The organism is Pseudomonas sp. LB1P83 (assembly GCF_054897885.1).
On the sequence record NZ_CM142709.1, the window covers coordinates 1,093,253 to 1,113,379 of the forward strand.

Here is a 20,127-nt window from a genome sequence, read left to right on the forward strand (position 1 = left end):
CGACCGTTCGTCGCAATACAGCGCTTACCTGTAACTTCTGACAGTAGTCAACCGCCTGGCGAGGGTGTTCCATTGGCACCTGAACGGCCCAATCTCAAGGGTCTCTTTACCAAGGACGGTGCTTCATGATGGACGACCAAGCAGGCTCCGGTCCGCAGTTGCCGTGGACGTTGAAACTTGTGGGTGCCCAGCGCTGGTCGCTTGTCACCGAATGGCTGGCCTTGCGGTCGGCAATGTGCGCCGCCCTGCGTTCGTCTGTTGCCTTGGCCTGCACCCTGCCCATGATGTTCTGTACGGTTGCTGCCCAGCCGCTGCTCGATCCGCTGGACACTCTCAAACGCATCAACCACAACTACAACACCCTCCGGAACGCTTGCCAGGAACCCGATACCGGTGCTGCGCGCGGTCACTACTACTGCAGTGGCGTGACCTTGCGCATGGTCAACGACGGACCCTTCAACCCTTGGGACTACAGCCCCTACGCGATCAAGATCGGCGCGACTTCCTATTCATGGATCCGCAAGGATCTGAGTACCCGAATCCTCGTTCACCCAGCCGGTTTCATCCTGCGAACTCCAACAGATGCTGCGGCCTTGAACCTGCCGGTCAAGGAGCAGGGCTGGACCTGCATCTTCGCCTTCGATGGCGGTACCGGACCGGAGCGCAAGTGGTACGGATGCGGCTTTTTCGACAGTCGCGAGCCTCCGCGCGCGGCCCAGGGCGTGATGAACAACCGCAATTCCGCCGCGGCTTACGGCACCTGCGCGGAAGCCGGGGTGAGCACCGCCGAGCAATGGACCCAGAAATACACCGGACTGTGGAAGGGACCGATCCAAACCAGCCAGTGCTCCTGGAACGCAGAAAAACCCGACGACTGGACCGCCATGATCCGGGTTCACGAATCCCGTCCGAACACCACCAACAAGGACCCCTTTGCCTTCAGTGGCCAGGTCAACGAGTTCATGTTGAAGAACGCCTCGGCAACCAACGACGGCAGCGAAAACATGAAACACATCGAGGCCTTCATCTACAACGTCAACAGCACGCAGAACTTCGCCACCCGCGGTGACCAGGCACCCCCGAAACCGGAGAATGGCCTGAACAGCGCGCGCAACTTTCAGAAGAAGCTCCAGGCCCAGGGCTATAGCGTGCCGATCCTGCGGCTGGATTTCACCAAGCCTGCAGAGCAGCGTTTCAGCTATGTCGCCGCCGACCAGGCGATAGACCTGACGGTTGCCGGCGGTACACAGCCAACGCCGGTTTCACCCGCGCCCAACTACATCGCTGCGGCCATCTGGATCGAGCGTTACGACCCGGGCAGCAAGAAAAACGAATGGTCCCTCAAGGTCACGCCCACCGCTCAGGGCAAGACGATTCAGGCCAGCGACCAGGACGCCTTGTACAAGGAACTGTTCGGGCTGCGTGGGGCCGATAACGAGTGGCGCGAAAACGAGTGGCGCGAAAACGAGAAATCACCGGGCAGCATGCGCGAGCAACTGAACTGTCTGATCCAGAACTATCCGGCCAAGACCGAATGGAACCTGGAGCCTTTTCGCCCCAATGTCAGTCCCCAGGAAGCGGCCAGGGCAGGTTGCAATCCAGTGCCGCTCCAGCCAACGCAATACATCGCCTCTGCCGACTGGATCAAGCGTTACGACCCCGGCACCCGCAAGGATGAATGGACCTTGAGCGTAGTGCCCACGGCGGCGGGTCGAGCCTTGCCCAACGAGCAGACAGGGGCTCTGTACGACCAATTGTTTGCCCTCAAGGGCGCGGAGAGCAACTGGCGCGACAATGAAAATTCCGCCGGCAGCATGCGCCAGCAATTGAGCTGCGTCCTGATCAACTACCGCAACAAGACGCCCTGGAATCTCGAGCCTTTCCGGCCTGCTTTGTCGGACAGCGAGACGCGGGCCGCGGGTTGCAACCCGGTCCCGCGTTAAAGGTGTGTTTTGGCTAATCAAGGAGATGCAAGCCATGAAAAAACGTCTGAACAGGATCGCCCCATTACTCATGTTCCCGCTGCTGGTTCAGGCGACATGGGCCCATGCCGAGTCATGCGAAGAGACACTAAAAAAGGTTGAAACGTTGTACAACAAAACAGTCGATAGTTGCGGGCCGGATCCAGCGTCGGACTGTTCGGGATTGATGATCAGGGGCACTCACCGGGCCGACCCGGCAATGGGGCAGAAATGGGATGTATGGAATCCAAGCCCGACAGCAATAGAGAAGGGTACTTTTGCCGCCTCTTATATGCGTGCCGACGGCATCAGTTATGAAGATCCTGGCATGAGCACCCAGAACGGCTACCTCATCACTCCGAGAGATCTGGTACGCGATCCCGAGACGCCGGTGCATGTCTTCTGTGCGTTTCCTAATGACGCCTGGACCGACTTTCGAGATGACCGAGGCTGTGGAAACAACAAAAACACCACACAGACCGAAGCCGTATGCCAGGCCATGGCGCCACCAATCCTCAGCCCGAATGCCTGGGTCGCGCATTTCACCAGGTTCAGCAACGACAAAAAGCAGGACCAGTTGCAGTGTGGCTTCAATATGCGCAACCCCATGAGCAGCAAGGATCGGGTAGACGCCTTTCGCAACTTCATGGGGGCGCGGAAAGTCATCAATAGCCGTGAGTTTCAAACCCAGACAGAGTTACGCCTGGGCAACCCTAAAGACGACGAGCTACCGATTCTGGCTTTTTTTGTCAGCGATCAACGTGGTTTGAACGATGCCTTGGCCAATCAGCGGGACTATAAAGCCAGGACAGGCAAGGATCGCAACATCGTCAAGATTGATTTCCCCAGAACCCCGACCAGCAAGGCCACCTTCTCGTGCGTCAAAAGCACGCAGCCGCCGACGCAACAATTCTGTGACAAGTACATCGAATCAAGCAACTGGGTACAACGTCCCGATCCAGTGCTAGGGCCGAACACCTGGTCGCTTTCGGTAGTGCCTAACGCTTGCGGCCGCGCTATCAAGGATGATCAGACCGACAGAATGTTTGCCGAGCTGTACAACAAGCATAAAGACGATGAGCAATGGCGGCAGTACAGCGTCAATGGCGGGTCACTCCGCCGGCAAATGGTTTGTCATCTGGCGGCAACCTTCGACGGCAGACCTGCCAGGAACAAGCCCGAATGGAACCTTGAACCGGCGCGGCCTTACGTCGACCAAGCCACGGCTGTAGCGAAGGACTGTAATCCTTACTGAGGCTTTTTAGCGGCGAAACCTGATCTGCCGATACCCCAGTATCGGCAGATTACCCACCACAAAAAAACGGCCCGAAGGCCGTTTTCTGTTTACCGCAAAGACTCAACCACCCAGATACGCTTCACGCACTTTCGGATCGGTCAGCAGTGCTTCGCCAGTGCCTGTCATCACCACCCGGCCGTTCTCCAGAACGTAGGCACGGTCGGCAATTTTCAGCGCCTGGTTGGCGTTCTGCTCTACCAGGAACACGGTCACGCCATCCTTGCGCAGCTGTTCGATGATGTCGAAGATCTGCTGGATGATGATCGGTGCGAGGCCCAACGATGGCTCGTCGAGCAGCAGCAGTTTGGGTTTGCTCATCAGCGCACGGCCGATGGCGAGCATTTGCTGTTCGCCGCCCGACATGGTGCCGCCGCGTTGGGCAAAGCGTTCTTTCAGGCGTGGGAAAAGCCCGAGGACCTTGTCCATCTGTTCCTGATAATCGCCCTTGTTGGTGAAGAATCCGCCCATGGACAGGTTCTCTTCCACGGTCAGGCGGGCAAACACCCGACGACCTTCCGGCACCACCGCGATGCTTTTACGCATGATCTGCGAGGAGTCCTGGCCGACGAGTTCCTCACCCATGTAGCGGATGCTGCCGCTGTGGGCTTGCGGCGAACCGCAGAGAGTCATCAGCAGGGTCGACTTGCCGGCACCGTTGGCGCCGATCAGGGTCACGATCTCGCCCTGGCGGACTTCGACGTTGACGCTGTGCAGCGCCTGGATCTTGCCGTAGAAGGTGGAAACGTTTTCGAATTGCAGCATTTACGCTTCCCCCAGGTAGGCTTTGATCACTTCAGGATTGTCGCGGATCTGCTCCGGCGTGCCGTCGGCCAGAGGCGTGCCCTGGTTGATCACGACGATGTGGTCGGAAATGCTCATGACCAGTTTCATGTCATGTTCGATCAGCAGAACAGTGACGTTGTGCTCTTCACGCAGCATGCTGATCAGCGCCTTCAGGTCCTCGGTTTCCTTCGGGTTCAGGCCGGCGGCCGGTTCGTCGAGCATGAGGATCCGCGGGCGGGTCATCATGCAGCGAGCGATTTCCAGACGACGTTGCTGACCGTAGGCCAGGGTGCCGGCCGGACGGTTGGCGAACTGCGTGAGGTTGACCTTGTCCAGCCAGAACTCGGCGAATTCCATGGCCTCGCGTTCGCTTTTGCGGAACGACGGGGTCTTGAACAGGCCGGACAGAAAGTTGGTGTTCAGGTGACGGTGCTGCGCGATCAAGAGGTTCTCGACCGCGGTCATGTCCTTGAACAACCGCACGTTCTGGAAGGTCCGCACCACGCCTTTGAGGGCGATCTTGTGGCCCGGCAGGCCTTCGATCGGCTCGCCGTCCAGCAGGATGCTGCCGCCACTCGGTTTGTAGAAACCGGTCAGGCAGTTGAACACGGTGGTTTTGCCAGCGCCGTTAGGGCCGATCAACGCAACCACCTGTTTTTCTTTCACGGTCAGGGCCACGCCGTTGACCGCCAGCAAGCCGCCGAAGCGCATGCTCAGATTTTCGACTTTAAGGATCTCGCGGCTCATTTGCGCAGCTCCATGTGAGGACGTTGCATGGGCAGCAGGCCTTGAGGACGCCAGATCATCATCAGCACCATCAAGGCGCCGAACATCAACATGCGGTATTCACTGAACTCACGCATCATTTCCGGCAACAGGATCATCACCACGGCCGCGAGGATCACGCCCAGCTGCGAGCCCATGCCACCCAATACGACGATGGCGAGAATGATCGCCGACTCGATGAAGGTGAACGACTCCGGTGTCACCAGGCCCTGACGGGCAGCGAAGAAGCTGCCGGCAAAACCGGCGAATGCCGCGCCGAGGGTGAACGCCGAAAGCTTGATCACCGTAGGATTGAGACCCAGCGCACGGCAGGCGATTTCGTCTTCACGCAACGCTTCCCAGGCACGCCCCAGCGGCATGCGCAGCAAGCGGTTGATGACGAACAGCGCGCCAAGGGCCAGCAACAGGGCAACCAGGTACAGGAAAATTACCTTGTTGATCGAGTTGTAAGCGATGCCGAAGTACTCGTGGAACGTCTGCATGCCTTCGGCCGCTTTACGTTCGAAGGTCAGGCCGAAGAACGTTGGCTTCTCGATGTTGCTGATGCCGTTCGGGCCACCGGTGAGGCCGGTCAGGTTACGCAGGAACAGACGGATGATTTCACCGAAGCCCAGGGTCACGATCGCCAGGTAGTCACCGCGCAGGCGCAGTACCGGGAAGCCGAGCAGGAAGCCGAAGGTGGCCGCCATCAGGCCGGCGATCGGCAGGCAGATCCAGAAGCTCAAACCGTAGTAGTGCGACAGCAGCGCATAACTGTAGGCACCGACGGCATAGAAGCCGACGTAACCGAGGTCGAGCAGACCGGCCAGGCCGACCACGATGTTCAGGCCCAGGCCCAGCATCACGTAGATCAACACCAAAGTGGCGATATCCACCGCACCGCGAGAGCCGAAGAACGGCCAGATCAGGGCGCCGGCGATCAACGCAATGATGATCCAGCGCTGGGTGGTCGGCAGGGTCAGGAAGTTACTGGCCTTGGCTGGGATCAGCGGCATGTTTGGCGACGAACGCCAGGCCGAGCTGATCTGTTGATCGAACAACACGCGCAGGAACATCAGCACCGAACATACGGCGATGGTGATCAGCGTTGCAGTGCTGGTGCCATGGACTTCGAGGTTGATGCCGACGATGGTCAGCTTCAGACCCAGTACCGGGTAGGCAACCGCCCACACCAGCAAGGCGCTGAACAACGCCTGTTTAAGATTCCTAGTCATACTTTCTCAACCTCCGGACGGCCCAGCAGGCCGGTTGGCCGGAACAACAACACCAGAACCAGCAGGCCGAACGCCACAACGTCCTTGTACTGGTCGCCGAAGATATCGGCACCGAAGGCTTCCGCGACACCCAGCACCAGCCCGCCGAGCATGGCGCCGGGGATGCTGCCGATACCGCCCAGTACCGCGGCGGTGAAGGCCTTGAGGCCAACGAGGAAACCGGCGTTCGGGTTGATCACGCCGTATTGCATGCTCAACAGCACGGCCGCGATGGCCGCCAGTGCAGCACCGATGACGAAGGTCAGGGCGATGATGTTGTTGGTGTTGATACCCAGCAGGTTGGCCATCTTGATGTCTTCGGCGCAGGCACGGCAGGCGCGACCCAGGCGAGAGCGGGAGATGAACAGCGTCAGGCCGATCATGGCGAGCAACGTCACCACGAACACGACGATTTGCATGTAGGAAATCAGCACTTCATGTGCGCCACCTGGCCCGAATGCAAAGTTGCCCGGGATCAGGTTGGGGATGGATTTGTCCTTGGAGTCTTGCGCCAGCAGAACCGTGTTCTGCAGGAAAATCGACATGCCGATGGCGGAAATCAGCGGGATCAGACGGTTGCTGCCGCGCAAGGGGCGGTAGGCGATCCGTTCGATGCTGTAACCGTAGGCACTGGTCACGACGATGGTCGCAAGGAAAGCGGCAGTCATCAACAGCGGAACACTGTCGAGTCCCATCATGGCCAGCCCGGCGATGGCGATGAACGCCACGTAGGAGCCGATCATGTACACCTCGCCGTGGGCGAAGTTGATCATTCCAATGATGCCGTAAACCATCGTATAGCCGATGGCGATCAGGGCATACGTACTGCCAATGGTCAGACCATTAACCAGCTGTTGGAAGAAGTGATAGATGTCAGGCATTACAGCGCTCCTAAAAACCTGATACGCATTTCACTGGTGGAGTCATTTTCCCGCTCGAGCCCCGTGGATCTGCATCCACTTCGAACGCGAGGTTTGCCAGCGAACCGCTGATGACGGTTTTGAGATTTTCAGGTGGGGAGACTGGCGGATCACGCCAGCGCGGCCCAATACGTTCGTAAAACAAAGCCCACGGCACGCCGTGGGCTTTATTGGCAGTCAGTCAGGCAAGGCCTTACTGAGGCTTGGCTTCAGTTTTTGGTTTGCCGAAGTGCCACTCGTAAACCACAAATTTGAAGTCTTTCAGGTCGCCCTTGTCGTCGAAGCTCAGGTCGCCGGTAGGCGTCTTGAAGGTGCCTGCGTGGATGGCAGCAGCCACTTTGGCAGTGTCTTCGGACTTGGCAGCCTTGATGCCGTCGGCGATCACGGTCACAGCCGAGTAGGCCGGGAACACGAACGGACCGCTCGGGTCTTCTTTCTTCGCTTTGAATGCGTCAGCCAGAGCAACGTTGGCTGGATCCTGGTCGAAGGATTTCGGCAGGGTTACCAGCAGACCTTCGGAAGCGTCTTTGGCGATCTGCGAAATGGAGTCGTTACCCACGCCTTCCGGACCCATGAACTTGGCTTTCAGGCCTTTTTCCTGTGCTTGACGCAGGATCAGACCTAGCTCCGGGTGGTAGCCGCCGTAGTAGACGAAGTCGACGTTGGCTTGCTTGAGCTTGGCGATGATCGAAGAGAAGTCCTTGTCGCCGGCGTTGATGCCTTCGAACACGGCAACCTTGACGTTTTTGCCTTCAAGGGTTTTCTTCACGGCGGTGGCGATGCCTTCACCGTATTGCTGTTTGTCGTGCAGAACAGCAACGATCTTCGGTTTTACGTGATCGGCGATGTAGTTACCGGCGGCAGGGCCCTGGGCGCTGTCCAGACCGATGGTGCGGAACACCATTTTGTAACCACGAGCGGTGATGTCCGGGCTGGTGGCAGCCGGGGTGATCATGATCACGCCTTCGTCTTCGTAAATGTCCGAAGCCGGTTGAGTGGAGCTGGAGCACAGGTGACCGACCACGAACTTGACGCCGTCGTTGACGACTTTGTTCGCGACCGCTACCGCTTGTTTTGGATCACAGGCGTCATCGTATTCAACGGCGACCAGTTGCTTGCCGTCTACGCCGCCTTTGGCGTTGATCTGTTCGATGGCCATTTTGGCGCCACTGAACTGCATGTCGCCGTATTGGGCTACAGGACCGGTTTTAGGGCCGGCGATGCCGATCTTGATGGTGTCAGCTGCGAACGAATGGCTGGCAACCCCGGCCAGAACCATAGCGGCAAACAGTTTGGAAATCTGCTTAGTAGCCTTAGTCATAGTGCTCCACTCTTACTGTTGTAGTTTTTATAGTCCTGGCGCCGTAGCAGCAGAACCGGGTCAGATATCTTCGATATCCTCCGGAAAATGCCCCCGGCAACTGTACCGGTACAGTGTAGAGCGCCAATTGTTAGCCTGGGAAGCTGGCGCCAGGGGGCAAAACCAGAGGGTGTCGCTTTATTGAAAGAAAAAGACAAAATAGCGGCGGGATGTTAGCTGGCTAATTGCTTGATTCAGCAGCATTCCCTGGCTTTCCTGCTCTTTTTCTTTCGGTGACTCAATTGCATCCGGGTTTTGCTGCCAGACCACCGACGTTATCATTCGCGTCGATTTCTTTTCCGGACAGCGCCCATGAATAAAGAACCTAGCACCCTCTATGCCAAGCTGCTTGGTGAAACCGCATCTATTACGTGGAAGGAGTTGGAGCCCTTCTTCGCCAAGGGTGCCCTATTGTGGGTCGATCCCGGCCTGGATTTGATCGCCGCCGCCGAAGCGGTGGCCACGGATGAAGGCGAGAAAGTGGCCGCCTGGCTGGCTGCCGACACGGTCGCCAAGCTGTCTGAAACGCGGGCGTTGGATCTTTTTGAGCGCGACCCTGAGCTATGGGCTGTGGTGGTTTCGCCGTGGATTCTGATCCAGGAAAGGGCGACGAGCTGACTGTCCGCACTTTATTGGTGCGCTTGGTTGGCAACTAAAAGTGTGTAGGTGAGTAGCGTGATGGCACGTTGCCGTAGAGAAAGGCTACAGAAGGGTCTTGGCGAGGGTGACGTAAACGTAACGGGAACAGTTTATTGAGCAGCCTTTGGGCTGCTTAATTGTTTCTGGATGTTGGAAAGGCTGAAATCTTCAGTGGGTTTGAGGGCCTCATCGCCGGCAAGCCGGTCTCACTCCTACAGGGGAACGCATTCCAAATGTAGGAGTGAGACCGGCTTGCCGGCGATGGCGGCGACCGGGTCTGGCGTCAGACAGAGAACGTCTTGCCCGTATGGTTATTCAGCGAAATAACCTTGGTCTTGCCAATCCGGTGACGGTAGATCTCACGCAGGTACTTGATCGCCTTCTTCACGCAATCACGCGACAAGCGAATGTCGTTGATCGAGACAAACTTGTCCTTGTCGTTGATCAGTTCGCGGTACTTCTTCTCGTACATCGGTTTGATCGCGTACCAGTTGGTATCCAGGATCTTCGCCGGGTTTTCGAACTCGTTCAGCAAGTCGTCGATCAGGTCTTCGTCGAAGTCTTCATTGATGATGAAGTCCAGGATCGAGTTATCCAGCGTGTCGTCGAAGCGGTACGGGTTCTTCGCGAAGCAGCGCTTGATGAACGCGACGATCAGCGTCAGGAAGTCGTCCGACAGGCACGGGCTCTTGGCGATCAGGGTGGTCAACGATAAGTTGGCCGACGCGCCGATCACCAGCGCATAACGCTTGAGCGTGGTGTTCGGGAACAGGCTGTTGAGGTGAGTCTTCAACCGGTTCAGGTCCATGTAGGACAGCTTGTAGTCTTTGGGCAGCGAAACAATCGAGACCACCGACGAGCAATTCTTGAAGAAGTGCAGGTCGTGCAACGCGGCTGCGTCATAACCTGAATTCTTGTACTGCTCCAGCGAGGCGCGATAGCGCTTGGACTCGATCGGCAACAGGCTGATGCCTTCGATTGCCTGGGTCACTTTGTTGAAGTGCGGCAGGTCGATGGAGCGGAAGAACAAATCGTCGATGTTCAGCCGCTGCGGCTCTTTCTCGAACACCTTGAACTTGTCGCTGCTCGGCGGCGGGGTTTCCGGCACCACGGACTCGGCGTAAGCAATCGCCACCGGGCCGGCCAGGCTCATGAACAGGTCGTTGGCGTCGAGGCGAATGGTTTCGCCGATGTCGATGCCGGCACGACGGAAATAGTTCTGGTCGTAGTCAGTCGTGACGGCCTGTGCCGTCAGAATGTTGAAGATCTGCTGTGAGATGTATTGGTTGGCGTGCTTTTCCATCGCGTTGACGTCGATGTTCTGGATGTTGCCGTCATCGCTTTCTTCGGCATAACGCATGATGTCGTTGGAGATCAGCATCATGGCGTTCCATGGGCGGATACGGCCCATGACGCTGGCTTCGCTGCTGTCTTCGTTGGCGAAGTTGTAGGAGAAATCCCACTCTTCCGACAGGTATTTGCACAGCAGGCGACCTGCGTTGATGTGCAGCGCCTCGGACATTTCACTGCGGTGATCGGAAATGTTCGGCAGTACGCAAATGCCGCTGGTGAAGATCGGCTCGAAGACGAAGGAGTGACCGCTCTTGCCGTCGTGTTCATCCATCGGCTTGGTGTCGAACGTCTTGTTCATGTACGAGTGCTGTTGGGCGAGGCCGAATTCCGAAGCCATGCCCGAACCGGTACCGCCGCCGGCACTGAAGATCGAGAAATACAGGCGCGACTGGTTGGCCTTGATGCCGCAGCTGTCGATCAGGTACGAGTGAATCATTTTCCAGTCAGGGCTGGAGAAACGCTGGGTGTCCTTGTTCAGGATGATCTTGGCCAGGTACTGGCCGAGGATCGGCGCGTTACCGGCGCCACCGGCGTGGACTTCCGACAAGTCCATGATTTTCATTTTGCTGTAGTCGCGCAGGAAGCCGCTTTTTTCGCCCTTGCGCGAGAAACGAATGCGCCCGGCGATGTCTTTGTCCAGGTCGCCAAGCATCACCAGCGGCTCGACCAGGAACACCGGCTTGGAGGCCTTGTTCGGCCCCAGGCGCAGGTTGTTGCGGATCCACTGCGCCGGGCTGTAACCCTTTTCGGCGTAGCGTTTGTCCGGCGACAGACGGTCTTCGTTATTGAATTCGTTGAGGTAGAACTTGCGGGCGTTGTACACCAGCTCCGCGACGTCCAGCGCAATGTTGGAACCGCAACGTCCCAGACCGATCAGGCACACCGAAGGGAATTCCTGGTCGTTGTGCTGTTCGTTGTCGCCTTCCAGGTGCGGGGGGCGCGGGAACACCATGTCGCGCAGGCCATCGAGGTTATCGAGGATGCGGTCGGTATTGGTTTCGGTGAAATACAGGTATTGCTGACTGGCCAGCGGACGCGACGGGATCAATGGCTTCGACGATGAGGGGCTGTTTGCCGCGGGGCTCAGTGTCAGATCGGAAACCGTAGTGGCCGGATTATTTTTAGAAGTCATTGGGCGCCATGTACCTGGGCTGGTTAGCTCGCCGACACGGTGTCGTCGAACCTTCACGGGATAGGAACTCGCGACTTTTTTAGCGCGTATTTTGCCCAAGCGTCAGGGTCAAAGCCTGAGCATCACTCGGGGGAATCCTTTCCTTAGTCATGATGAATCGGCCAATATTCGGCGATCTTTAATCAAAAGGAGGCTAAATGATGTCAATCCTACCTTCGTTGGGTTTTGCCGGAATCGGCCTGATGGGTTTGCCGATGTGTCGGCGCCTGTTGGCGGCGGGGTATCCGCTGACGGTATGGAATCGCAATCCGGCCAAGTGCGCAGCGTTGGTCAAGGCCGGCGCCCGGCAAGTGGCGACAGCGGCTGAACTGGGCCAGCACGCCGATGTGGTGATGATGTGCCTGGCGGACACGGCGGTGGTGCGCGAGGTGGTTTTCGGCCCGGCCGGGATTGCCGAGGGGGCGAAAAGTGGTCAGTTGCTGGTGGACTTTTCCAGTCTGGAACCTACCGCGACGCGGGAAATGGCGGCGGATCTTGTCAGCCAATGCGGCATGCACTGGCTGGACGCTCCGGTGTCCGGCGGGGTCGTCGGCGCCGAGGCGGGCAGCCTGGCGATTATGGTGGGCGGCGAAGCGGCAGACCTTGAGCGAGTCAGGCCGGTGCTGTTGAACCTCGGTCAACGGGTGACTCACATGGGCGGAGTCGGCGCCGGGCAGGTGACCAAGGCCTGCAATCAGATGATCGTTGCCTGCAATGCGCTGGTGATTGCTGAAGTGGTGGCGCTGGCCGAGCGTTCCGGGGTAGACGCCAGCCTGATCGCCGAGGCGCTGGCGGGCGGGTTCGCCGATTCAAGACCGTTGCAGATCCTGGCCCCGCAAATGGCCGAGAGTCGTTTCGAGCCGGTGAAGTGGCACGTGCGCACGCTACTCAAGGACCTCGACACCGCAGTGAAATTCTCCCGCGAACAGGGATCAGCCTCGCCGATCAGCGGATTGGCCGCACAACTGATGCGCCTGCATGGGGGCCAGGGCTTTTTGGAAAAGGATCCGTCGACGTTAGTGCAGTTGTACCGCACGCCAGGCTCAGAGGACTGACACTGCGTGCGTGTTTGCGCTGATTGATCTCCTCCAGTACCGCATGCAGCTCGGCCATAGGCACCGGACGGCTGAGCAGGTGGCCCTGAACGAAGTCGCAGCCCTGGCGTTCGAGAAAGTCATATTGCTCGGACGTTTCGACGCCCTCGCTGATGACCTGTAAATGCAGGGTGTGGGCCATGACGATAATGGCGTGGACGATCTCCATGTCCTGGGTGGCCTTGGGGACGTCCTGGATGAACGAGCGGTCGATTTTCAGTGTGTTCAGCGGCAGGCGCTTGAGGTAGGCCAAGGATGAATAACCAGTGCCGAAGTCGTCGATCGACAGTGAGACCCCGAGGGCGCGGATCTGCTTGAGCAGCACCAGGGTGTTGGCGAGATTGCCCATCAGCGCGTTTTCGGTCACCTCCAGTTCCAGCCGGTGCGGCGCCACTCCGGCGATGCGCAGGGCGTTTTCGATTTCATCGGCCAGATCCTCGCGGGCGAGGTTCAGCGGCGAGCAATTCACGGCGATCTTGAGATCTTCACGGCCCTGGCGGGAGAGCTCGCCAAGATCCCCGCAGGCCTTGCGCAACACCCAGTTGTCCAGTTCGGCGATCAGGCCGTTGGCCTCGGCAATGGCAATGAATCGATCCGGTGCCAGCAACCCGTGAACCGGGTGTTGCCAGCGAATCAGCGCTTCGAGTTTGGTGACCTGTCCGGTTTTCAGCTCATAGATAGGTTGGTAATAGAGGATCAATCCGTCGTCATTGCTCAGGGCGTTCCGCAGTTCTCCTTCGAGTTGCAGCTCCAGCGTGGCACGGGTTTTCATGTGCGGGCTAAAAAAATGCAGCCCGTTGCGCCCGCTGCCCTTGGACTGGTACAGCGCCAGGTCGGCGTTTTTAAGCAGCTCCTCGCAGGTCGTGCCATCCTGCGGAAACACGCTGATGCCGATGCTGGTGGTCATGACCATGCTGCGTCCGGCCAGCTCAATGGGCTCTTTCATTTTCAGCATGATGCGCTGGGCCATGTGCCGCGCTTCTTCCCGGTCATGCAGGTCGATAAGGATGCAGAACTCGTCCCCGCCGAAGCGCGAAACCACCTCGTCGTGGCTGCGTACCGAGGCCTTGATATGGCTGGCCAGAACCTTGAGCAATTCGTCGCCGGCGTCATGGCCAAGGCTGTCGTTGATCCGCTTGAAGTGGTCGATGTCGAGGAATATCACCGCCAGCATGCCGCCTTCGTTAGTCTTCTCGAGCAGCTTTTCGGAGAAAATCTGGTTGAAACCACGGCGGTTGATCAGGTTGGTCAGTGCGTCGTAGTGCGCCACCTTTTGCAACGACAGGCGCGCCTGATCCAGCTGGCCGAGCAGGGTGTTGACCCGCTGCAGGTCGCATTCCTTGTGTTGCAGCTTCTTGTCGGCGAGTGCCGCGCTGATGCTGCTGCCGATGATCAGCAACGTCATCATCGCCACCGTCAATCCCAGTTGCAGGTGATTGTTGTCACCGGGCAGCGGCTGGAGGCTATCGATGGGAAGCACCAGGTTAAGCGCTGCCATGCCCGTGAAATGCATGCTGACGATGCCGGCCCCGAGCACCAGACTGGCGGTGTATTTGAGCAGTTGATGAGCCACGCCGCTGCCTTCGCGCAGGTGACGGGAAATCAACAGGGCGGCCAGGCTGGCGCCAATCGCGATCACGATGGAGAGGGCGAACAGGCCGGGGTTGTAATAGGCCGTCGCATTCGAGCGCATGGCGGCCATCCCTACGTAGTGCATGGTTGCAATGCCCAAACCGATCCACACCGCGGCCCGCAAGGTTTGCCAAAAACTCGGATGAGGATGGCTGAGGGTGTGCATCGCCAGCCACGAGGCGGTCAATGCGAATAACAGAGAGATCAGGGTGATGGGCAACTGGTAATGGATTTCGATCGGCGCCTGGAACGCGAGCATGCTGATGAAGTGCATGGCCCAGATCCCGCCCGCAAGGCACGCGGCACCGACCCAGCGCCAGAGACGCTGGGACGCGGGTTTTTCGGCATGGCCGACCCGTTCGGTGATGTCCAGTGTGGCGAAGCCGGTCGCACAGGCGACCACATAAGCCAGCAACACCAAAAAGGGGTTATGGGCGCAATTGAGTATGACCTGGCCGGTTTCTGGCAGTTGGGTCGTGAAATATAAAGCAGGCCACTCCATCGGACGCCCCGTATTTATCCAGCCGACACCATGTCCCCTGGCGAATGTGTTGGAGTATAGAGGTCATACAAAGAGTGCAAGCGATAGTGGCCTATTGCTGCTAATGATTTTGTAATTACTTGTACAGAACCTTAGGCGATCTGTTCATAAGGGAACTCGAATTCCGGTTCCAGGGCCGGCAGTCCGAACGCTGCCCGTGCCGCATCGCAATCCACGTTTGCCTCGCCATTGGCCCAGGAGGCGTCGAACTCGCGACAGGTGCTGGAACGCTGATCGTAAATCGAGCACTGCACGGTGCTGCCGACTTCGCCGACGAGCCCGACACAGCGAGTAGGTTTGCAGTCGGTGCCCAGCATGGCCACCCGGCTGGGGCTGATGGGCGCGACAAGGTCGTCAGGCACCGTTCCCCCGGCCGAGGTGCATTCACCCCAGAAAAAAGACACGCGAAAATGAGAACAGCATGCACCGCAATTCAGACACGGACTGGCTTCGGACATGGGCGATAATCAAAGGAGGGATGGGGGACACGGTGGGGCAGACAAGGCCGCTATTCTAGGCTTCGCGTTGGGCTTGGGAAGGGGGGAGAGAAGGTATTTTTCAAGGTGACCAATGGCGTTTAACCCCCGACCTGGCTGACACCACAAAATCCATGTGGGAGTGAGCCTGCTCGCGATAGCTGACTATCAGTCAACGGATTCTTTGAATGTAAAACCGTAATCGTCGGAACGCCGCCCGGAGCAGGCTCGCTCCCACAGGTGGGGCGTTGCGCCATGGGTTGGTATCAGCATTACGAATAATTACAGACAGCTCCCGCGGACCTGACTAGATTGAAAGTTCCGGGGACAGCGAGGCCCCAATAACAATAAAAGAGACGGACCCCATGCAGAACTCGACCCAAGCGGCGAATGCCTGGCGCATTCTGTTCCTGCTGTTCCTGGCCAACCTGTTCAACTTCTTCGATCGCACCATCCCGGCCATCATCATCGAACCGATCCGCATGGAATGGCACCTCAGCGATTTTCAGCTGGGCATCATCGGTACTGCATTCACCATCGTTTATGCCATTGCCGGCCTGCCTCTTGGGCGAATGGCCGATACCGGTTCGCGCAGCAAACTGATGGGCTGGGGCCTGGCGGCGTGGAGCGGCCTGACGGCGGTCAACGGGCTAGTGGGCAATTTCTGGGCGTTCCTGATCGTGCGCATGGGCGTCGGCATCGGCGAAGCCAGTTACGCACCGGCCGCCAACTCGCTGATCGGCGACCTTTTCCCCGCTCATCGTCGCGCAAGGGCCATGGGCATCTTCATGCTCGGCTTGCCATTGGGCTTGCTGCTGGCCTTCTTCACAATCGGCGCAATGGTCAAGGCGTTCGACAGCTGGCGCGCGCCGTTTTTCATCGCGGCGGTGCCGGGGCTGATCCTGGCGATCTTCATGTTCTACATCAAGGAGCCAAAACGCGGTGCCGCAGAGAGCGTGCAAGTCTCCCAGGAACGCATCGACCGGCCGATCCGTCGCGTATTGGCGGTGCCGACCTTCCTGTGGTTAGTGATGGCGGGGCTGTGTTTCAACTTTGCCACCTATGCCTGCAACTCGTTTCTGGTGCCGATGCTGCAGCGTTACTTCCTGATGCCGTTGCAGGAAGCGGCGGTGGCGACCGGGGTGATCGTTGGCGTGACCGGGTTGTTCGGGTTGACGCTCGGTGGCTGGGTCGCCGACAAGATTCACCAGCGAGTGGCCAATGGACGCCTGCTGTTTGCAGCGTTCAGCCTGATCATCTCGACCGTGTGTACGGCGTGGGCGCTGCATGCCGGGCGGGTCGAAATCGGGGTGTTCGTCGCGATATTCAGTGTGGGATGGCTGTTCGCTTACAACTTCTACACCTGCGTTTACACGGCGATTCAGGACGTGGTCGAACCACGTTTGCGGGCCACGGCGATGGCGCTGTTCTTTGCCGGGTTGTACTTGCTGGGCGGTGGTTTGGGACCAGTGGTGGTGGGCGGTTTGTCCGACCACTTTGCGCACACGGCGATGGCTGCGGCGGGCGTCGAGCAGATGACCGAGGCGTTCAAGGCGGTCGGGTTGCATGACGCGATGTATCTGATCCCGGTGGCGCTGTTTTTCACCATGGTGTTTTTGTTCCTGGCGTCGCGGTGTTTTGTTCGGGATGCCAAGCGGATGAAGGAAGGGTTGGTGGCTGTGAGTGAACCTGATGTTGCAGTGGCGACTGCATAATCGCTATCGCCAGCAGGCTGGCTCCCACATTGGATCTACAGCGTTAACAAATCCCCTGTAGGAGCTAGCCTGCTAGCGATGCGGCCATCAGCATCACTGCATCAAATTTCAGGCAATAAAAAAGGCCCGCATCACTGCGGGCCTTCTTGTTTTCAGCGGTGGAGCAGGGCGGTTTAACCCGCCACCAACACCCGAATCGCTTCCAGTCGCAGCGCAGCCTTGTCGAGCATGGCCAGGCCCTGTTCGCGTTGCTTGCGCAGGGCAACCAGCTCACTGTCGCGCACGGTCGGGTTGACCGCTTGCAACGCGGTCAGGCGCGCCAGTTCTTCGTCAGTATCGGCCGCCAGACGACGTTGCGCTTCGGCAACCCGCTCGGCGTGACGCGGGAAGATTTTCTCTTCGCCGGCGTTGATCCGTGGCGTCAGTTGATCGCGCTGAGCCTGGATAAACTTGTTGGCGCTGGCACGGGGCACGCTTTCCAGCTGATCGTTCAAGGTCTCGAACGACACCCGGGCCGACAAGTCATTGCCATTGGCATCGAGCAGGCAGCGCAGGGCGGCCGGCGGCAGGTAACGACCCAATTGCAGCGAGCGCGGCGCAACCACTTCGCTGACGTAGAGCAGTTCCAGCAACACGGTGCCAGGTTTCAGCGCCTTGTTCTTGATCAGCGCCACGGCGGTGTTGCCCATCGAACCGGACAGCACGAGGTCCATGCCGCCCTGCACCATCGGGTGCTCCCAGGTGATGAACTGCATGTCTTCGCGAGACAGCGCCTGGTTGCGGTCGTAAGTGATGGTCACGCCTTCGTCGTCGCCCAGCGGGAAGCTGGCGTCGAGCATTTTTTCGCTCGGCTTGAGGATCAGGGCGTTTTCCGAATGGTCTTCGCTGTCGATGCCGAAGGCGTCGAACAGGGTTTCCATGTAGATCGGCAGGGCGAACTGATCGTCTTGCTCGAGGATGTCCTCGACCAGCGCATCACCTTCACCAGCGCCGCCGGAGTTGAGTTCCAGCAAACGGTCGCGGCCGGTGTGCAGCTCCGCTTCCAGACGCTCGCGCTCGGCACGGGCTTCGTCGATCAGCGCTTGCCACTCGCCATCGTCGGCATTTTCCAGTAGTGGCAGCAGGCGCGGGCCGAACTGATGCTGCAAGGCGTTGCCGGTCGGGCAGGTGTTGAGGAACGCGTTCAGTGCTTCGTGGTACCACTGGAACAGACGCTCTTGCGGGCTGGTTTCCAGGTACGGCACATGCAGTTCGATGATGTGCTTCTGGCCGATCCGGTCCAGACGACCGATACGCTGCTCCAGCAGGTCCGGGTGCGAGGGCAGATCGAACAGCACCAAGTGGTGCGAGAACTGGAAGTTGCGACCTTCACTGCCGATTTCCGAGCAGATCAGCACTTGCGCACCGAACTCTTCGTCGGCGAAATAAGCGGCAGCGCGGTCACGCTCAAGGATGTTCATGCCTTCGTGGAACACCGTGGCCGGAATACCGGAACGCACGCGCAGGGCGTCTTCCAGGTCCATGGCGGTTTCGGCGTGGGCGCAGATCACCAGCACTTTGGTGCGCTTGAGCATCTTCAGTTGATCGATCAGCCATTCGACGCGCGGGTCGAATTTCCACCAGCGCTCTTCTTCGTTGGCGTCCGGCTGGGCCTGGAAGCTGACTTCCGGGTACAGCTCGGCGTGATCGCCCAGCGGCAGTTCGAGGTATTCGTCCGGGCACGGCAGCGGGTACGGATGCAGTTTGCGCTCCGGGAAACCCTGCACGGCGGCGCGGGTGTTGCGGAACAGCACACGGCCGGTGCCGTGGCGGTCCAGCAGTTCGCGGACCAGGCGGGCGCTGGCTTCGGTATCGCCATCGTTCACGGCGGTCAGCAAGGCTTCGCCTTCGTTGCCGAGGAAACCGTGAATGGTCTTGTGCGCTTCGGGGGACAGGCGCCCCTTGTCCAGCAGCTCCTGAACGGCTTCGGCCACCGGGCGATAGTTTTCGCTCTCGGCGCGGAAGGCGTGCAGGTCATGGAAACGGTTCGGGTCAAGCAGGCGCAGACGCGCGAAGTGGCTGTCCTGGCCCAGTTGTTCCGGGGTCGCGGTCAACAGCAATACACCCGGGATGACTTCGGCGAGTTGCTCGACCAGCGAGTACTCCGGGCTGGCCTTTTCTTCGTGCCAGACCAAGTGGTGCGCTTCATCGACGACCATCATGTCCCAACCGGCGGCGAACAGCGCGTCCTGGGCTTTCTCGTCGCTCACCAGCCACTCAAGTGCAACCAGCGCAAGCTGAGTGTCTTCGAACGGGTTGGCGGCATCGCTTTCGATGAAGCGTTCTTCGTCGAACAGCGCGACTTGCAGGTTGAAGCGACGGCGCATCTCGACCAGCCACTGGTGCTGCAGGTTCTCCGGAACCAGGATCAGCACGCGGTTGGCGCGGCCCGAAAGCAGTTGGCGATGGATGATCAGGCCGGCTTCGATGGTTTTACCCAGGCCCACTTCGTCCGCCAGCAGAACCCGCGGCGCAATGCGGTCGGCGACTTCACGGGCGATGTGCAGCTGGTGCGCGATCGGCTGCGCACGCACGCCGCCCAGGCCCCAAAGCGAGGATTGCAACTGGCGGCTGGTGTGTTCCAGGGTGTTGTAGCGCAGGGAGAACCAGGCCAATGGGTCGATCTGTCCGGCGAACAAACGGTCGCTGGCCAGCCGGAACTGGATGAAGTTCGACAGCTGGGTTTCCGGCAGGGCAACCGCTTCGTTCTGTGCGTTGAGGCCGTGGTAGACCAGCAGGCCGTCGACGTCGTCGACTTCCTGGACGGTCAGTTTCCAGCCTTCGAAGTGAGTGATCGAGTCACCCGGCGAAAATCGCACGCGGGTGAGGGGCGCATTCCGTAGCGCGTACTGGCGAGTCTCGCCAGTGGCCGGATAGAGCACGGTCAACAAGCGGCCGTCCTGTGCCAGAACGGTGCCTAAACCCAGCTCGGCTTCGCTGTCACTGATCCAGCGTTGCCCCGGTTGATACTGCTGCGCCATGCTGCCTGACTCCCACCTTGAAAAAGCGGGCTATCTTAACGGAATGAGGGCTTCAGGGCCAAAGGACTCTCATAAAAACTCGCAGTCTTACGTTAGCCCAGTGATGCGATGCTTGCAGGTCGGGGC

At 59.1% G+C, this 20,127-nt stretch carries 14 protein-coding genes; 5 read left to right on the forward strand and 9 right to left on the reverse strand.

Features of this window, described 5'->3' with window-relative positions; all coding sequences use genetic code 11:
- Positions 1–125: 125 nt before the first annotated feature.
- Together ACYZTY_RS04905 and ACYZTY_RS04910 are read left to right on the forward strand one after the other, a co-directional pair.
- Positions 126–1,943, forward strand: coding sequence for a DUF2599 domain-containing protein (locus ACYZTY_RS04905; RefSeq protein ID WP_461957527.1), 1,818 nt, complete (start codon positions 126–128; stop codon positions 1,941–1,943).
- Positions 1,944–1,977: 34 nt separating this feature from the next.
- Entirely contained in the window at positions 1,978–3,216 is a 1,239-nt protein-coding gene (locus ACYZTY_RS04910) for a DUF2599 domain-containing protein (RefSeq protein WP_461957528.1), read from the forward strand.
- A 102-nt stretch (positions 3,217–3,318) separates the two neighbouring features.
- Here the strand turns inward: ACYZTY_RS04910 and ACYZTY_RS04915 are convergent, their stop codons facing one another.
- The 5 genes from ACYZTY_RS04915 to ACYZTY_RS04935 form a co-directional block, all read right to left on the reverse strand.
- Positions 3,319–4,020: an ABC transporter ATP-binding protein gene (locus ACYZTY_RS04915; protein WP_083374874.1), complete on the reverse strand. Its 702-nt coding sequence runs from the start codon at positions 4,018–4,020 to the stop codon at positions 3,319–3,321.
- The gene (gene livG, locus ACYZTY_RS04920) at positions 4,021–4,788 is read right to left on the reverse strand and encodes a high-affinity branched-chain amino acid ABC transporter ATP-binding protein LivG (protein WP_461957529.1); all 768 of its coding nucleotides are present in this window, start codon (positions 4,786–4,788) and stop codon (positions 4,021–4,023) included.
- A complete protein-coding gene (locus tag ACYZTY_RS04925; RefSeq protein ID WP_461957530.1) occupies positions 4,785–6,041 on the reverse strand; it encodes a high-affinity branched-chain amino acid ABC transporter permease LivM in 1,257 nt (418 codons plus the stop codon). Before ACYZTY_RS04925 ends, livG begins: the two co-directional genes overlap by 4 nt.
- Positions 6,038–6,961: a high-affinity branched-chain amino acid ABC transporter permease LivH gene (livH, locus tag ACYZTY_RS04930; RefSeq protein WP_461957531.1), complete on the reverse strand. Its 924-nt coding sequence runs from the start codon at positions 6,959–6,961 to the stop codon at positions 6,038–6,040. The genes ACYZTY_RS04925 and livH overlap by 4 nt, the downstream gene beginning before the upstream one ends.
- Before the next feature lie 232 nt (positions 6,962–7,193).
- Positions 7,194–8,321, reverse strand: a complete 1,128-nt coding sequence (locus ACYZTY_RS04935) for a branched-chain amino acid ABC transporter substrate-binding protein (RefSeq protein ID WP_461957532.1) — start codon at positions 8,319–8,321, stop codon at positions 7,194–7,196.
- Positions 8,322–8,672: 351 nt separating this feature from the next.
- On the opposite strand from ACYZTY_RS04935, the gene ACYZTY_RS04940 reads away from it, so the two are divergent.
- Complete coding sequence (locus ACYZTY_RS04940; RefSeq protein WP_461957533.1) at positions 8,673–8,978, forward strand: DUF2288 domain-containing protein; 306 nt, start codon at positions 8,673–8,675, stop codon at positions 8,976–8,978.
- A 304-nt stretch (positions 8,979–9,282) separates the two neighbouring features.
- On the opposite strand, the gene ACYZTY_RS04945 is transcribed toward ACYZTY_RS04940, so the two are convergent.
- Complete coding sequence (locus ACYZTY_RS04945; RefSeq protein WP_461957534.1) at positions 9,283–11,484, reverse strand: hypothetical protein; 2,202 nt, start codon at positions 11,482–11,484, stop codon at positions 9,283–9,285.
- 197 nt (positions 11,485–11,681) lie between these two features.
- On the opposite strand from ACYZTY_RS04945, the gene ACYZTY_RS04950 reads away from it, so the two are divergent.
- Positions 11,682–12,578, forward strand: coding sequence for an NAD(P)-dependent oxidoreductase (locus ACYZTY_RS04950; protein WP_461957535.1), 897 nt, complete (start codon positions 11,682–11,684; stop codon positions 12,576–12,578).
- On the opposite strand, the gene ACYZTY_RS04955 is transcribed toward ACYZTY_RS04950, so the two are convergent.
- Positions 12,469–14,751, reverse strand: coding sequence for a putative bifunctional diguanylate cyclase/phosphodiesterase (locus ACYZTY_RS04955; protein WP_461957536.1), 2,283 nt, complete (start codon positions 14,749–14,751; stop codon positions 12,469–12,471). The genes ACYZTY_RS04950 and ACYZTY_RS04955 overlap by 110 nt on opposite strands.
- A 131-nt stretch (positions 14,752–14,882) precedes the next feature.
- A complete protein-coding gene (locus ACYZTY_RS04960; RefSeq protein ID WP_461957537.1) occupies positions 14,883–15,248 on the reverse strand; it encodes a YkgJ family cysteine cluster protein in 366 nt (121 codons plus the stop codon).
- A gap of 383 nt (positions 15,249–15,631) precedes the next feature.
- Between ACYZTY_RS04960 and ACYZTY_RS04965 the strand changes: the two genes are divergently transcribed.
- Positions 15,632–16,981: a spinster family MFS transporter gene (locus ACYZTY_RS04965; RefSeq protein ID WP_461957538.1), complete on the forward strand. Its 1,350-nt coding sequence runs from the start codon at positions 15,632–15,634 to the stop codon at positions 16,979–16,981.
- A 173-nt stretch (positions 16,982–17,154) separates the two neighbouring features.
- Here ACYZTY_RS04965 and rapA read toward each other — a convergent pair whose 3' ends face one another.
- A complete protein-coding gene (rapA, locus tag ACYZTY_RS04970; RefSeq protein WP_461957539.1) occupies positions 17,155–20,001 on the reverse strand; it encodes an RNA polymerase-associated protein RapA in 2,847 nt (948 codons plus the stop codon).
- Between the last annotated feature and the right edge of the window lie 126 nt (positions 20,002–20,127).